At 59.0% G+C, this 14,075-nt stretch carries 13 protein-coding genes, 1 pseudogene and 1 riboswitch; of the genes and pseudogenes, 6 read left to right on the top strand and 8 right to left on the bottom strand.

The window, feature by feature from the left end:
* Positions 1-7 precede the first annotated feature (7 nt).
* Both LGL98_RS03480 and nudF read right to left on the bottom strand, forming a co-directional pair.
* Positions 8-430 carry a DUF1249 family protein gene (locus LGL98_RS03480; protein ID WP_136031393.1) on the bottom strand — a complete coding sequence of 141 codons (423 nt, stop codon included), beginning with the start codon at positions 428-430 and terminating at the stop codon, positions 8-10.
* Complete coding sequence (gene nudF / locus LGL98_RS03475; protein WP_136031391.1) at positions 427-1,059, bottom strand: ADP-ribose diphosphatase; 633 nt, start codon at positions 1,057-1,059, stop codon at positions 427-429. The genes LGL98_RS03480 and nudF overlap by 4 nt, the downstream gene beginning before the upstream one ends.
* Before the next feature lie 196 nt (positions 1,060-1,255).
* On the opposite strand from nudF, the gene tolC reads away from it, so the two are divergent.
* The 3 genes from tolC to LGL98_RS03460 all read left to right on the top strand — a co-directional run bounded on the left by tolC (position 1,256) and on the right by LGL98_RS03460 (position 4,730).
* Entirely contained in the window at positions 1,256-2,725 is a 1,470-nt protein-coding gene (gene tolC / locus LGL98_RS03470; protein ID WP_136031389.1) for an outer membrane channel protein TolC, read from the top strand.
* 167 nt (positions 2,726-2,892) lie between these two features.
* Positions 2,893-3,564, top strand: a complete 672-nt coding sequence (locus LGL98_RS03465) for a DUF1190 family protein (protein ID WP_002916849.1) — start codon at positions 2,893-2,895, stop codon at positions 3,562-3,564.
* Between the two features lie 5 nt (positions 3,565-3,569).
* Complete coding sequence (locus LGL98_RS03460) at positions 3,570-4,730, top strand: glutathionylspermidine synthase family protein (protein WP_136031387.1); 1,161 nt, start codon at positions 3,570-3,572, stop codon at positions 4,728-4,730.
* 47 nt (positions 4,731-4,777) lie between these two features.
* Here the strand turns inward: LGL98_RS03460 and ygiD are convergent, their stop codons facing one another.
* Positions 4,778-5,569, bottom strand: coding sequence for a 4,5-DOPA-extradiol-dioxygenase (gene ygiD, locus LGL98_RS03455; RefSeq protein ID WP_136031385.1), 792 nt, complete (start codon positions 5,567-5,569; stop codon positions 4,778-4,780).
* A gap of 186 nt (positions 5,570-5,755) precedes the next feature.
* Between ygiD and zupT the strand changes: the two genes are divergently transcribed.
* Positions 5,756-6,526, top strand: a complete 771-nt coding sequence (gene zupT, locus LGL98_RS03450; protein ID WP_136031383.1) for a zinc transporter ZupT — start codon at positions 5,756-5,758, stop codon at positions 6,524-6,526.
* A 63-nt stretch (positions 6,527-6,589) separates the two neighbouring features.
* Here the strand turns inward: zupT and ribB are convergent, their stop codons facing one another.
* Positions 6,590-7,243 (bottom strand): 3,4-dihydroxy-2-butanone-4-phosphate synthase, encoded by a 654-nt coding sequence (ribB, locus tag LGL98_RS03445; protein ID WP_117126490.1) that lies wholly within the window; start codon positions 7,241-7,243, stop codon positions 6,590-6,592.
* 105 nt (positions 7,244-7,348) lie between these two features.
* A riboswitch (FMN riboswitch) is annotated at positions 7,349-7,500 on the bottom strand.
* 120 nt (positions 7,501-7,620) lie between these two features.
* Between ribB and ubiK the strand changes: the two genes are divergently transcribed.
* Positions 7,621-7,893, top strand: coding sequence for a ubiquinone biosynthesis accessory factor UbiK (gene ubiK, locus LGL98_RS03440; protein ID WP_136031381.1), 273 nt, complete (start codon positions 7,621-7,623; stop codon positions 7,891-7,893).
* 36 nt (positions 7,894-7,929) lie between these two features.
* Here the strand turns inward: ubiK and glgS are convergent, their stop codons facing one another.
* Complete coding sequence (gene glgS / locus LGL98_RS03435; protein WP_042928986.1) at positions 7,930-8,127, bottom strand: cell surface composition regulator GlgS; 198 nt, start codon at positions 8,125-8,127, stop codon at positions 7,930-7,932.
* On the opposite strand from glgS, the pseudogene LGL98_RS03430 reads away from it, so the two are divergent.
* A pseudogene (locus tag LGL98_RS03430) lies at positions 8,119-8,265 on the top strand (hypothetical protein); the annotation flags it as partial. The gene glgS and the pseudogene LGL98_RS03430 overlap by 9 nt on opposite strands.
* A gap of 80 nt (positions 8,266-8,345) precedes the next feature.
* On the opposite strand, the gene hldE reads toward LGL98_RS03430, so the two are convergent.
* Genes hldE through LGL98_RS03415 form a run of 3 tightly spaced genes read right to left on the bottom strand, consistent with a single transcriptional unit; the run spans position 8,346 to position 13,994 of the window.
* A complete protein-coding gene (hldE, locus tag LGL98_RS03425; RefSeq protein ID WP_136031378.1) occupies positions 8,346-9,779 on the bottom strand; it encodes a bifunctional D-glycero-beta-D-manno-heptose-7-phosphate kinase/D-glycero-beta-D-manno-heptose 1-phosphate adenylyltransferase HldE in 1,434 nt (477 codons plus the stop codon).
* Positions 9,780-9,837: 58 nt separating this feature from the next.
* A complete protein-coding gene (gene glnE, locus LGL98_RS03420; RefSeq protein WP_168435285.1) occupies positions 9,838-12,675 on the bottom strand; it encodes a bifunctional [glutamate--ammonia ligase]-adenylyl-L-tyrosine phosphorylase/[glutamate--ammonia-ligase] adenylyltransferase in 2,838 nt (945 codons plus the stop codon).
* Positions 12,676-12,695: 20 nt separating this feature from the next.
* Positions 12,696-13,994: a CYTH domain-containing protein gene (locus LGL98_RS03415; RefSeq protein ID WP_136031376.1), complete on the bottom strand. Its 1,299-nt coding sequence runs from the start codon at positions 13,992-13,994 to the stop codon at positions 12,696-12,698.
* Between the last annotated feature and the right edge of the window lie 81 nt (positions 13,995-14,075).

The following is a 14,075-nucleotide window of genomic DNA, read 5'->3' as shown; positions in this document are numbered from 1 at the left end:
AACGACGCTAACAAACCGGAATCGCCATCGCTCCATGTGCTAAACAGTAACGCAGCCAGTCGGCCAGAAACTGGTTAATTTGATGCTTTTCGTCGCGTTGATGCAACTTTTTATTAGGATAATCATACCGCGCTTTGAAGCGAAAGATCTGCTGACTCGAACACACTTCGGCCACCATGGCATCATGGTAGAGGCGAACGGTCATCGACGGCAGGCTCCAGTAGCTCACCGCTGGCAGGGTCTGTTCTATCGCCACCAGAGTAGTGTAGCGGGTCGATTCAACTATCGTTAACCGATACTGCGCGCTTCCCACCTGATAGCTTACCTTATCACCCGCTGCATCCGTTCGCGGCAACAGGCGGCGCAACTGCGCGAAGTTGGTCTCGCACAGGCGCATCATCTCCGGGAAGTCAGGTGTATAACGCTTCATTTTGTCCACTCGTTTCGTAAATTGTGATAATGCAATTGCAGCCATTGCAAGGCGATGACAGAGGCTGCGTTGTCGATTTTCCCCTCTTCTATCCACTGGTAAGCCTGCTCCCGGCTCACCACATGCACCCGAATATCCTCGTTTTCCTCGGCCAGGCCGTGAATGCCTTTTGCCGTCGATGCATCAACTTCACCCACCAGGATCGATAACCGTTCACTGGTGCCGCCAGGACTGGCCAGATAGCTTAATATTGGTTTCGTCCGCCCAACTTCAAGCCCGGCCTCCTCCAGTGCTTCCCGACGGGCAACGTCTTCCACCGTTTCCCCTGCTTCGATCATGCCAGCGACCATTTCGAGCAGCCACGGGCTCTCGCTGGTATCATAGGCGGCAATACGAATTTGTTCGACGAGCACCACTTCGTCGCGCACCGGGTCAAAGGGTAGCAAGACGGCGGCGTGCCCGCGCTCAAAAATTTCACGGGTGATTTCGCCGCTCATGCCGCCGTTGAACAGGCGGTGGCGAAAACGGTATAAATCGAGCGAAAAAAAACCACGATATAGCGTTTCGCGTGCAATAATTTCTACATCATTTTTGGAGAAGGTAATTCCCTGCTGCGTGGGTTTGTTCATTGTCATGTCCTGCGAATCTGAAAATAGGGATTTCCAAACCGTTTGGCTACCGTTTTACGGTCCGTATGTTAGATTGGTGCAAATTACCGCCGGATGGCACGTAACGCCAACTTTTTACGGCGGCAGAATCGATACAATCAGCGGAATTTTTCTTAGAATTAGACCAGCGCTAAATGCTTCACAACAAGGAATGCAAATGAAGAAATTGCTCCCCATTCTTATCGGCCTGAGCCTGACCGGGTTCAGCGCCATGAGCCAGGCGGAAAACCTGCTTCAGGTTTACCAGCAGGCACGCATCAGCAACCCCGATCTGCGTAAATCGGCAGCCGATCGTGACGCCGCGTTCGAAAAGATCAACGAAGCGCGCAGTCCATTACTGCCTCAGCTTGGGCTGGGAGCGGATTATACCTATACCAATGGCTATCGCGACAGCAACGGCGTCAACTCTAACGTCACCAGCGGTTCGCTGCAGTTAACGCAGGTTCTGTTTGATATGTCGAAATGGCGCGCCCTGACGCTGCAGGAAAAAACGGCAGGGATTCAGGATGTCACGTATCAGACCGATCAGCAAACGCTGATTCTGAATACCGCGACGGCCTATTTTAAAGTGCTGGCTGCCATCGACACGCTCTCCTATACCGAAGCGCAGAAACAGGCCATTTACCGCCAGTTGGATCAAACCACGCAGCGCTTTAACGTAGGCCTGGTGGCGATCACCGACGTGCAAAACGCCCGTTCACAATACGACGCCGTGCTGGCGAACGAAGTCACCGCGCGTAACGATCTCGACAACGCTGTCGAAGAGCTGCGCCAGGTCACCGGTAACTACTATCCGGAGCTCGCTTCCCTGAACGTGAACGGCTTCAAGACCAATAAGCCGCAGGCGGTCAACGCCCTGCTGAAGGAAGCGGAGAACCGCAACCTGTCGCTGCTGCAGGCGCGTCTGAGCCAGGACCTGGCCCGCGAGCAGATTCGTCAGGCGCAGGACGGCCATTTGCCGACCCTGAACCTTTCCGCTTCTACCGGCGTTTCGAATACGCGATATAACGGTTCGAAAACCAATACCCCGCTCGCCTACAACGACAGCGACGTCGGGCAGAACCAAATCGGCCTGAACTTCTCTCTGCCACTGTATCAGGGCGGCGCGGTGACCTCGCAGGTCAAACAGGCGCAGTACAACTTCGTCGGCGCCAGCGAGCAGCTGGAAAGCGCTCACCGCAGCGTCGTGCAGACCGTACGCTCGTCATTTAACAACGTGAATGCCTCCATCAGCAGCATCAACGCCTACAAACAGGCGGTAGTCTCTGCGCAAAGCTCCCTGGATGCTATGGAAGCAGGCTACTCGGTGGGTACGCGTACCATCGTTGACGTCCTCGACGCCACTACCACGCTGTACAATGCCAAGCAGCAGCTCTCTAATGCGCGTTACAACTACCTGATCAACGAGCTGAACATCAAGTCGGCGTTAGGTACTCTGAACGAGCAGGATCTGGTCGCCCTGAACAACACGCTGGGTAAACCCATCTCTACCTCCGCAGATAGCGTTGCGCCGGAAAATCCGCAACAGGATGCCACCGCTGATGGCTACGGCAACACTACCGCTGCGGTGAAGCCGGCGTCTGCACGGACCACCCAGAGCAGCGGCAGCAATCCGTTCCGTCAGTAATTCTCATACTGTGATGCACATCGCCTGTCCGTCGGGCAGGCGATGCGTTAAACGTAAGGCAACGTAAAGATCCCTCGCTTAGCGCCCCTCTTCGCTTCATTTTCCACCACTCATCCTCTATCCTGAGCGTTAACACACGCCATACCACTGGGTCCTGGAAGACAAATATGAAACGGACAAAAAATATTAATCATTCGTCGTTCCGCAAAAGCTGGAGCGCACGCCATCTGACGCCGGTCGCGCTGGCCGTCACCGCGGTCTTTATGCTCGCCGGTTGCGAAAAAAGCGACGAAACGGTGTCGCTGTACCAGAACGCCGATGACTGCTCCGCCGCCAACCCGGGCAAAGCAGCCGAATGCACCACGGCCTACACCAACGCGGTAAAAGAGGCTGAGCGCACCGCGCCGAAGTATGCCACCCGCGAAGACTGCGTCGCCGAGTTTGGCGAAGGCCAGTGCCAGCAGACGCCAGCCCAGGCGGGCGTCGCCCCGGAAAACCAGGCGCAGGCGCAAAGCAGCGGCAGCTTCTGGATGCCGCTGATGGCCGGCTACATGATGGGCCGCCTGATGGGCGGTGGCATGGCGCAACAGCAGCCGCTGTTCAGCTCGAAAAACCCGGCCAGCCCGGCCTACGGTCAGTACACTGACGCCAGCGGCAAGAGCTATGGCGCCGCCCAGCCGGGCCGCACCATGAACGTGCCGAAAACCGCGATGGCGCCGAAGCCAGCCACCACCACCACCGTCACCCGCGGCGGCTTTGGCGAGTCGGTAGCGAAACAGTCGACTATGCAGCGTAGCGCCGCAGGCTCAACGTCCTCTTCTCGCTCAATGGGCGGCTAAGCAACATGGAAAGAGTCAGTATTACCGAGCGCCCGGACTGGCGCGAGAAAGCGACCGAATACGGTTTCAACTTCCATACCATGTACGGCGAGCCCTACTGGAGCGAAGAGGCGTATTACAAACTGACCCTCGCGCAGGTGGAAAAGCTCGAAGCGGTCACCGCTGAGCTACATCAGATGTGCCTCCAGGTGGTGGAAAAAGTGATCGCCAGCGATGAGCTGATGACCAAATTCCGCATCCCTAAACACACCTGGGGTTTTGTGCGTCAGTCATGGAAAACCAACCAGCCGTCGCTCTACTCGCGTCTCGACCTGGCCTGGGATGGCGTCGGCGAGCCGAAGCTGCTGGAGAACAACGCCGACACGCCGACCTCGCTGTATGAAGCAGCCTTCTTCCAGTGGATCTGGCTGGAAGATCAGCTCAACGCCGGCAAGCTGCCGGCGGGCAGCGATCAGTTCAACAGTTTGCAGGAAAAGCTGATCGAACGCTTCGGCGAGCTACGCGAGCAGTTTGGCTTCCAGCTGCTGCATATGGCCTGCTGCCGCGATACCGTTGAAGATCGCGGTACCGTACAGTATCTGCAGGACTGCGCCGCCGAAGCAGGCCTGGCGACGGAATTCCTCTATATCGAAGATATCGGTCTGGGCGAAAAAGGCCAGTTTACCGATCTGCAGGATCAGGTGATTGGCAATCTGTTCAAGCTCTATCCGTGGGAGTTTATGCTGCGGGAGATGTTCTCCACCAAGCTGGAAGACGCTGGCGTCCGCTGGCTGGAGCCGGCGTGGAAAAGCATTATCTCCAACAAGGCGCTGCTGCCGATGCTGTGGGAGATGTTTCCCAATCACCCTAATCTGCTGGCGGCCTACTTCAGCGAAGATGCTCACCCGGAGATGGAGAAGTACGTCATTAAACCGATCTTCTCCCGCGAAGGCGCTAACGTGTCGATCGTTGAAAATGGCAAAGTGGTGGAAGCAGTAGAAGGCCCGTACGGGGAAGAAGGCACCATCGTGCAGGCGTTTTACCCGCTGCCGAAGTTTGGCGATAGCTATACGCTGATTGGCAGCTGGCTGATTAACGACCAGCCAGCCGGGATCGGTATTCGCGAAGACCGGGCGCTGATCACCCAGGATCTGTCGCGCTTCTATCCGCACATTTTCGTCGAATAATGTCGCGCTCCGGTGACGGACGGTACCGTCGCCGGAGCGCAATCTTATCAGGCGCCAACCACCACCGACAGCATACTTAGCGAGCCCATCTCGATACCATCCACCGGGATCGTGATCGCTTCAACGCCATCCCACGCCCCCAGCACGTACAGCAGCGGCAGGAAATGATCTGCCGTTGGGTTGGAGAGCGAGCCCCCCTCGTGCGCCAGATAGTTGACCAGCGGGTGCTGATCGTCCGGCCCCTGCCACTGCAGATTCGCCTTGACGTAGTTATTGAAGGACTCTGCCCAAGGATACGGCGTGTTCTCGCCATGCCAGCGGGCGGTGCGCAGGTTATGTACCACGTTGCCGCTGGCCACCAGCATAATGCCTTCATCGCGCAGCGAGGCCAGCTTCCGCCCCATTTCGAGATGCCAGGCCGGCGGTTTGGTGCTGTCGATGCTGAGCTGGACCATCGGAATATCCGCCTGCGGATACATTTTAATCAGCACGCCCCACGAGCCATGATCAAATCCCCAGGCTTCTCTATCGAGAGTGACCGGCACCGGCGAGAGCAGGTCAACCAACCGTTGCGCCAGCGCCGGGGAACCCGGTGCCGGGTAATGCGTGTCATACAGCGCCTGCGGAAAACCGCCGAAGTCATGAATGGTCTTCGGGGCCTCCATCGCCGTTACGCCCGTACCGCGCGTGAACCAGTGCGCAGAGACCACCACGATCGCTTTCGGACGCGGCAGAGTTTCGCCCAGGTGTGCCCAGGCACGGGTATAAATGTTGTCTTCCAGCACGTTCATTGGGCTACCATGGCCGAGAAACAACGCGGGCATTCGGGTACGGGACATGATGATATCCTTAGTGAGTCAATATAATGTGTTCACATTACGCGCTTTTGCGCCAGGATAAACTCAGATAACCATGATGATGATCGTCAGAAAATTTGAATGTAATTAGCGGTAAAGAGGCGTGTCGTCCACGCACGTCCTCAGGCAATATACGCGTATGCACTTATTATTACCGGGAGAGAAGTGATGTCATCCCCCTTAATATTGACACTGTTAGCTGGCAGCGCAACATTTATTGGTGCCATATTCGGTGTGATTGGCCAAAAACCTTCTAATCGGCTACTTGGCTTCTCTCTCGGCTTTGCCGCCGGGATCATGCTATTGATTTCCTTGATGGAAATGCTGCCGGCGGCGCTGGCTACCGAGCAGATTTCGCCGCTGATCGGTTACGGCATGTTTGTTATCGGTTTGCTGGGCTATTTTGGCCTCGACCGTCTGCTGCCGCACGCTCACCCGCAGGATCTGATGACTTCCGCCACGCCGCGCCCGCGCAATTTACGTCGCACCGCAATTCTTCTGACGCTGGGGATCAGCCTGCATAACTTCCCGGAAGGGATCGCCACCTATGTCACGGCCAGCAACAACCTGGAGCTTGGCATGGGGGTCGCCCTTGCCGTCGCCCTGCACAATATTCCTGAAGGACTGGCGGTTGCCGGACCGGTGTATGCCGCCACAGGCTCGCGCAGCAAGGCGGTGCTCTGGGCCGGGCTTTCCGGCATGGCGGAGATTTTGGGCGGCGTGCTGGCGTGGCTGATTCTGGGGAGCCTGGTCTCACCGCTGGTCATGGGGGCGATCATGGCTGCCGTGGCCGGAATTATGGTGGCGCTGTCGGTCGATGAACTGATGCCGCTGGCAAAAGAGATCGACCCGCAGAGCAACCCGAGCTATGGCGTCCTGTGCGGAATGTCGGTGATGGGGTTAAGCCTGGTGGTGCTCCAGACGATGGGCATTGGTTGAGGCGCAAAAACAACACAGCCCACGACAAGGTGGGCTGTGTTCGCTGGCGTCAAAAACCGCTAATTAGCTGGCTTTACGCTCATGTTCGCGACGGTAGGCCACCAGATCTTCAATCGTGACGATCGCCATATTGTGCTGCTTAGCAAACGCGATGCATTCCGGCGCGCGCGCCATGGTGCCATCGTCGTTGGTCAGCTCACACAGCACACCCGCTGGTTTAAAGCCTGCGAGGGTCACGAGGTCGATAGTGGCTTCAGTGTGGCCGCCGCGGGTCAGTACGCCACCCGGCTGCGCACGCAGTGGGAAAACGTGGCCGGGACGGTTGAGATCGGAAGGTTTCGCGCCATCGGCAATCGCCGCGCGCACAGTGGTAACGCGGTCAGCAGCTGAGACGCCGGTGGTCACACCTTCGGCCGCTTCGATGGTCACGGTAAAGCCGGTGCCGTAGGCGCTGGTGTTGTTTTCCACCATCATCGGCAGATCCAGCTGTTTGCGGCGATCTTCGGTCAGGCACAGGCACACAATGCCGCTGCCGTGACGAATGGTCAGCGCCATCTGCTCAACGGTCATGGTTTCGGCGGCGAAGATCATATCACCTTCGTTTTCACGGTCTTCATCGTCAAGCACCATCACACCGCGACCTTCGCGCAGGGCGTCCAAAGCGTGTTCCACACGTTCAAAAGCGGTACCAAAAGAAGAAAGGAGCGTCTGATTCATGGTAAAAAAACCTCATTAAAATTATGGTTACCAGAATCAGGGCAGTCTTAGGAGTGCCGGTTTAGCGGCAAAAGTCAACGCGAGCGGGCTCTGGCCCGACTGTGTCGTTACTCTCTCCCATCCGGACTTTAACCGTCGGCCCCGGAATTACACCGGATCTGCTGACCTTCCCGTGGTCACGGGAAGCGCTCGCGGGCTTTCAACGCGATGGTTGATTTACCGCCGGTGGGGAATTTCGCCCCGCCCTGAGAATAAGCGAGATAACTATAACGCTATTGACTATCCTCGGCAATGCATAAGCTTCAAACATTTCTGGTTTATAGGCGGCCAGGTTCGCACTACAATGATCAATCATCCGACCCGAGCAGGAAACCACCATGATTGACCCGAAAAAAATTGAACAAATCGCCCGCCAGGTCCATGAGTCGATGCCAAAAGGACTTCGCGATCTGGGTGAGGATGTTGAGAAGAAAATCCGTCAGGCGCTGCAGTCGCAGCTGACCCGTCTGGATCTGGTTAGCCGCGAAGAGTTTGATGTGCAGACCCAGGTGCTGCTGCGGACCCGCGAAAAACTGGCGTTGCTGGAGCAGCGTCTGAATGACCTCGAAAACCGCCCGGCGCCGACGCCTGGCAGCGAAGAGCAGCAGTAAAAAAACGGGCCCTCAGGGGCCCGTTTGGCGTTTGGCTTAGTGCGCGGCTTCCACCTGGTTACTCACCTGGCGACAGTACAGTTCATAGCGCTGGCAAAACCATTCACGATGTTCTTCATCCATATTGCCGACAATGGCCTGAAGATCAACTGGCTGGCCTTGGGCGTGCATTCTGGCGAAACTCCGCGCCAGGAAATCAAAATTCTTCATTGAATACATATCGTTATGGTTCATGCGCATACTCCTTCAGCGGTGGATGTTCTGATCAGTCATATGCCTTTTACTCACTTCAGTATTTATCCTTACCCTAGCGCGTTTTGTACGAAAAATGCGCTCAATCTGATTATTTATTGCGCCAAATCATTTTCCACATCATTAAATAAAAACGGCCCGCGATATCGCTATCGCAGGCCGTAGAGCTTCACCGCCCAGGCGGGTGAATAACGAAAAGGTTATTTTTCGCTATCTTTTTGTATTTTCTTAATAATATTGGTGGTCGAGCAACCATCTTCAAAGTTGAGCACCAGCACTTCCCCACCGTTCGCCCAGACCTCTTCGCTGCCGGCGATCTGTTCCGGTTTATAGTCGCCGCCTTTCACCAGCAGGTCCGGCAGGATGCCAGCGATCAGGCGCTGCGGGGTATCTTCTTCGAAGGAGACCACCCAGTCGACGGCCTCCAGCGCCCCCAGCACGATCATCCGCTGTTCCAGCGGGTTCACCGGACGGGTTTCGCCTTTCAGACGTTTGGTGGAGGCATCGCTGTTAACCGCCACGATCAGACGGTCGCCCAGCTTGCGCGCATTCGCCAGATAGGAGACATGGCCTGCATGCAGAATGTCGAAGACGCCGTTGGTCATCACCACTTTCTCGCCGCGCTTGCGCGCTGCCGCAACCGCCTGTTTGAGTTCCTCTTCGCTCATCACTCCGAAGCCGGTCTCAGCCCGGCCACGGACCGCGTTTTCCAGCTCGACAGGGGAAACCGTGGAGGTACCCAGCTTACCGACCACCACGCCCGCCGCGGCGTTAGCGAAATAGCAGGCCTCTTCCAGGGTGTTGCCGGACGCCAGGGTTGCCGCCAGCACGCCAATCACCGTGTCGCCGGCGCCGGTCACGTCGTACACTTCCTGGGCCTGGGTCGGCATATGCAGCGGCGGACGTCCCGGCTGCAGCAGCGTCATCCCCTGCTCAGAGCGCGTCACCAGCAGCGCCGACAGTTCGAATTCGGCGATGAGCTTCATGCCGCGCTCAACGATCTCCGCTTCATCCTGACACTTGCCTACCACCGCTTCAAACTCAGAGAGGTTCGGGGTGAGCAACGTCGCGCCGCGGTAGCGTTCGAAATCGGTGCCTTTCGGATCGATCAGCACCGGCACGCCCGCTTCACGTGCGAGCCGGATCATGGTCTGGACACTGCTCAGCGCCCCTTTGGCGTAGTCCGAAAGGACCAGCGCGCCAATAGAGCCCAGCGCCTGCTGAATGCGCTCGTGCATCGGCTGCGGATCGACGCCGGAGAAGCCCTCTTCAAAGTCGAGGCGGATCAGCTGCTGGTTGCGCGACAGCACCCGCAGTTTGGTGATGGTCGGGTGAGTCGGGACGGAGACGAAGTCGCACTTCACATTGACGTTAGCCAGCGCCTGGCTCAGCGCACGGGCGGCGTCATCAATTCCGGTCAATCCCACCAGGCGCGACGTTGCCCCCAGGGAGGCGATGTTCATCGCTACGTTTGCCGCGCCGCCAGGACGTTCTTCGATATTTTCCACCTTCACCACCGGCACCGGGGCTTCCGGGGAAATACGACTGGTGGGGCCGTACCAGTAGCGGTCCAGCATCACATCACCCACCACCAACACTCCTGCACGTTCAAACTCCGGCAGCGTTACTTTCATGACTCTCTCCTGCGAGACGCAAACTTTGCGCGCGATAATAGCACACCCGATTTTATAGTTAAGCCATCAGCCACTTCTGCCAGCTGGCGCTGACCTGTTCACGCTCCCGGCTGAAGGCCTCTGGCGCCACGTGTCCCGGCAGCTCCTGCAGGGCCAGATGATGGAGCGCATCACGCAAGGTAGTGTACGCGTGCGTTAAGGCACGCGCTTCCTCCTCATCCATGATGTCGTTCTGCGCCAGCAGCTCGAGAATACGCACGTTATCAGACCAGCGGGTCAGCTTCGGCTTGTCGCTGGCATAGCGTAGGACCAGATACTGGGTAATAAATTCAATATCCGTGATCCCACCGGCATCGGCTTTGATATCAAAACGATCGGCATGCTTGTTGCCAAGGTGGGCGCGCATCTTCTCGCGCATCTCGCGAACCTCGGTCTGCAGGGTTGCACCCTCCCGCGGGGTGGTCAGGATATCGCGACGAATGGCGTCAAAGCGCGCCTGCAGCGCCGGGTCGCCATAGACCACACGGGCGCGCACCAGCGCCTGATGCTCCCACGTCCAGGCCTCGTTCTGCTGATAGTCGGCAAACGCGTCAGCGGTGGTGACCAGCATCCCCGCCGCGCCAGAAGGGCGCAGCCGGGCGTCCACTTCGTAGAGAATACCGGACGAGGTGCGGGTGCTGAACAGGTGCATGATCCGCTGGGCCAGCCGCAGATAGAACTGACGGCCGTCAATCTCCCGCTCGCCGTCGGTCATCACCTCCGCCGGGCAGTCATGGAGGAACACCAGGTCGAGATCGGAGCTGTAGCCCAGCTCCCAGCCGCCGAGCTTACCGTAGCCGACGACGGCGAAGCCGCGCCCCTGGCGATCGTGCAGGTGGGTCGGCTGGCCGTAGCGGGCTACCATCTGCCCCCATGCCTGCTGCACCACCGCATCGAGGATCGCTTCGGCAAGCCAGGTTAAGTGATCGCTAACCTTCATCACCGGCAGGGTGCCAGCGATATCCGCCGCGGCGATATGCAGCTGCTGCGCCTGCTTGAACTGGCGCAACGCCTCCAGCTGCTGCTCTTCATCCTCTTCCGGCACGCGCAGCAGATACTGGCGCAGCTCGTCGCGATAGGCATCGGTCGCCGTCGGCTGATAGAGGGTGTTGGGATCCAGCAGCTCATCCAGCAGCAGCGGGTGGCGCGCCAGCTGGCTGGCGACCATCGGCGATGCCGCGCAGAGCGTAATCAGGTGTTTCAGCGCGCCGGGGAATTCGCTCAGCAGTTCAAGATAGGTGGTGCGAGTGACGATCCCGGTCAACAGCGGCGTGATCCGCGCCAGAGGCAGCGGCGCATCGGCGCGCGAGCAGATTTCGCTCAGCAGATGCGGCATCAGCTGATCCAGCACCTGGCGGCCACGCGGGCCGATGGTGCGCCGATCCAGCTCTTTGCGGAAATCGGCAATCAGCGCCAGCACGCTGCGGCGATCGGTATCGTTTAAATGCGCCAGCGCCGGGCTGGCGTCATCTTCTTCCAGCGCATCCTGCCACAGCTCGCGCCAGTACTCCGCCAGTTGCTCATCCGGGGACTGGGCCTCATCATCGCCAATCAGCTCATTGAACACCCGCCGCACGTTGGCCATATGGTTATCCAACTGCGCGCTCAGCGTCTCCCAGTTATCGGTATGCATCCCCCACGCCAGCCTGGCGCGGTTGAGTTCATCCTGCGGCAGAGTCTGGGTCTGCTCATCGTTGATGCTCTGCAGCAGGTTTTCCAGCCGGCGCAGGAACAGATAGGCCGCGCGCAGCAGCGCCGCGTCGCCTTCCGGCAACAGATGTAGCTCATCAATCGCCGCCAGCGTCGGCAGCAGGGCGCGCTGCTGCAGCGCAGGTTCACGACCGCCGCGGATCAGCTGAAAGACCTGAACGATAAACTCAATTTCACGGATCCCGCCGGCGCCGAGCTTGATGTTGTCTTTCAGCCCGCGACGTCGCACTTCACGGGCGATCATGCCTTTCATGTTACGCAGCGACTGGATCACGCTGAAGTCGATATAGCGGCGGAAGACGAAGGGACGGAGCATCGCGCGCAGTTCGCTGGCGTAGGCGCCGTCGTTATCGCCCATGATCCGCGCTTTCACCATCGCGTAGCGTTCCCAGTCCCGGCCCTGCTCCTGGTAATAATCCTCCAGCGCCGCAAAGCTGAGCACCAGCGGCCCGCTGTCACCAAAGGGCCGCAGGCGCATATCCACCCGATAAACAAAGCCGTCCTGCGTCGGCTGATCCAGCGCCTTGATCAGCCGCTGCCCCAGGCGGGTAAAGAACTGGGCATTATCCAGCTCGCGACGGCCGCCGCGGGTGGCGCCATGTTCAGGCCAGGCAAAAATCAGATCGATATCGGAAGAGAAGTTCAGTTCGCCGCCGCCCAGCTTTCCCATCCCGAGGATCAGCAGCGGCTGCGGCTGGCCCTCGGCATTGCAGGGCGTTCCCCACTCCTTACAGCAGGCGGCATACAGCCAGTCGCGGGCGGCGACAATCAGGGTCTCCGCCAGGGCGCTCAGCTGCTGCAGCGTCTCTTCTTCGCTCACCAGCGACAGCGCCTGCGCCCAGGCGATGCGGACCATCATCTGGCGGCGGAAGAGACGCAGCTCCCGCATCAACCCCGCTTCGTCAGTGACGGCCTGCAGGCGATCCTGCAGCCACGCCTCATAATGCCGCCATTCTTCCGCCTCCGGCGCGGAGTCCGCAAGCTCGTTCAGCCAGCCCGGCTGGGCGATAACACTCTGCTCGACAAAATCACTGAACACCATCACCGACCGGGCCTGCGGGCTCAGTTCGTCGACGGGAAAATCCGCTGGCAGGCGGTCAGCGACCGTCTGCCAGTGCTGCTGTAACTGCGAAGAAAGCGGCATCATAGGGGCTCCCTGGCCTGTAATTATCGTTTTCCACTATGCAGCCAGAACGGCTCCGCAGCCAGCGCCTGGCGACGGAAATATTCAAAGACGCTGCGGTCGTCATGTTCTATCGCACGCTGAAGCTCCTGCCAGTTCTCCAGCCACGGCGCGACGGCGTCGCCATAGGCGCCCGCCAGCAGCTGGACGCTGTCGATGTCGCGCGCCAGCTTCGGCAACTGGTCGGCGGCATCTTCGACCGCCAGATGCTGCACGGCGCTACGCAGCTCGGCCGCCGCCCGGGAGAGGTTTATATCGGCAAACCGTTTGAACGAGCCGGCTATTTTTTTCTCTCCCGCCTCGTTGAGGAACGGACGCCAGCCGCGCTGGACCAGCCATTCGGTCAGGGCCAGTTTGGCGCCGACGACCTCGGTGCGGAATAACGCTTCGTCGGCGGTGTCCGCAGCCAGCAGAACGGCGTCGGCGTCGTTCAGCAACGCGCGGAGGTGGGTGGTCGCCTTACGCGGCACGATGCCGCCGAACAGCACGAGGGCATGGCGCACGCGGGCTATGGCCAGCAGAATTTCCACTTTGGCTTTCGCGTTGCCGCGCAGCCAGATCTCGTCGTGATACAGCCAGTGCGCCAGGGCACTCTCCAGCGCCGCCTCCAGCCCCTGCTCCACGCTGGCCTTCGCCGCCACCGGCAGCACCGACAGCCGGGTCACCGGACGCTCATTGTTACCTTGCGCCAGATGATACCCGCGCGCGGCTTTGCTCAGGCTCCCCTGACGCAGGACGCCGCTCTCCAGCAGACGGTGCGCAAGGCGCAGCAGATCGGCGGTCTCCCCGGCGAGCAGTTCCAGCTCCAGCTCGCAGATCGGCTCCTGATGTTCGCCCGCCTTCACTTCGCCGCGATCGAGGGCAATCTCAATCTCACTCTTTCCTTCCTGGATCACCCAACGTTCACGGGCAAAATCGGTGCTGAACAGCGGCTGGACATGCTCCGCCAGCGCGGCCGGAAGTTCCCCTTGCGGCCAGACCTCCGCCGGCAGGCGCTCAAGCGCCAGCGCCGGTTTATCGAGAGGAATATTGTATTCCGGGCGCTGGTGCAGGCCGCCGACCACCCGGCCAGCGATTTTCAGCGTCATCTCATAACGCCCCTGATCGCCGCGGATGCGCAGCCCCATATCGTGACGACGCAGCCAGTTATCGGCGGTTTCGTAGTAAATGTTCAGTAACTGGCCCGCGGGCGTATGTTTCGCCTCGAGCGCATTGAGCTGCTCGCGCAGCGTCTCTACCCCATCCTGAGCGACGATAAACTTGAGTTCGATTTCTTGAGCCATGACTGAATTCTTCCGCTTCTGTGCTGCGCCGACAAATTGCGGCGAACTTACGACGATATTTTTTGTCAGTAGATAGTATTT

It is taken from the genome of Klebsiella africana, from assembly GCF_020526085.1.
Taxonomy (GTDB): Bacteria; Pseudomonadota; Gammaproteobacteria; order Enterobacterales; family Enterobacteriaceae; genus Klebsiella; species Klebsiella africana.
This window is presented reverse-complemented; position numbering and strand designations above follow the sequence as displayed.

Excerpts from the sequence above, each read along its gene's own strand:
- tolC (WP_136031389.1), top strand. The coding sequence starts at position 1,256 with ATGAAGAAATTGCTCCCCATTCTTATCGGCCTGAGCCTGACCGGGTTC.
- LGL98_RS03415 (WP_136031376.1), bottom strand. The coding sequence starts at position 13,994 with ATGGCTCAAGAAATCGAACTCAAGTTTATCGTCGCTCAGGATGGGGTA.
- ygiD (WP_136031385.1), bottom strand. The coding sequence starts at position 5,569 with ATGTCCCGTACCCGAATGCCCGCGTTGTTTCTCGGCCATGGTAGCCCA.
- LGL98_RS03460 (WP_136031387.1), top strand. The coding sequence starts at position 3,570 with ATGGAAAGAGTCAGTATTACCGAGCGCCCGGACTGGCGCGAGAAAGCG.
- LGL98_RS03465 (WP_002916849.1), top strand. The coding sequence starts at position 2,893 with ATGAAACGGACAAAAAATATTAATCATTCGTCGTTCCGCAAAAGCTGG.
- LGL98_RS03480 (WP_136031393.1), bottom strand. The coding sequence starts at position 430 with ATGAAGCGTTATACACCTGACTTCCCGGAGATGATGCGCCTGTGCGAG.
- zupT (WP_136031383.1), top strand. The coding sequence starts at position 5,756 with ATGTCATCCCCCTTAATATTGACACTGTTAGCTGGCAGCGCAACATTT.
- nudF (WP_136031391.1), bottom strand. The coding sequence starts at position 1,059 with ATGAACAAACCCACGCAGCAGGGAATTACCTTCTCCAAAAATGATGTA.
- glnE (WP_168435285.1), bottom strand. The coding sequence starts at position 12,675 with ATGATGCCGCTTTCTTCGCAGTTACAGCAGCACTGGCAGACGGTCGCT.
- glgS (WP_042928986.1), bottom strand. The coding sequence starts at position 8,127 with ATGAACCATAACGATATGTATTCAATGAAGAATTTTGATTTCCTGGCG.
- ribB (WP_117126490.1), bottom strand. The coding sequence starts at position 7,243 with ATGAATCAGACGCTCCTTTCTTCTTTTGGTACCGCTTTTGAACGTGTG.
- hldE (WP_136031378.1), bottom strand. The coding sequence starts at position 9,779 with ATGAAAGTAACGCTGCCGGAGTTTGAACGTGCAGGAGTGTTGGTGGTG.
- ubiK (WP_136031381.1), top strand. The coding sequence starts at position 7,621 with ATGATTGACCCGAAAAAAATTGAACAAATCGCCCGCCAGGTCCATGAG.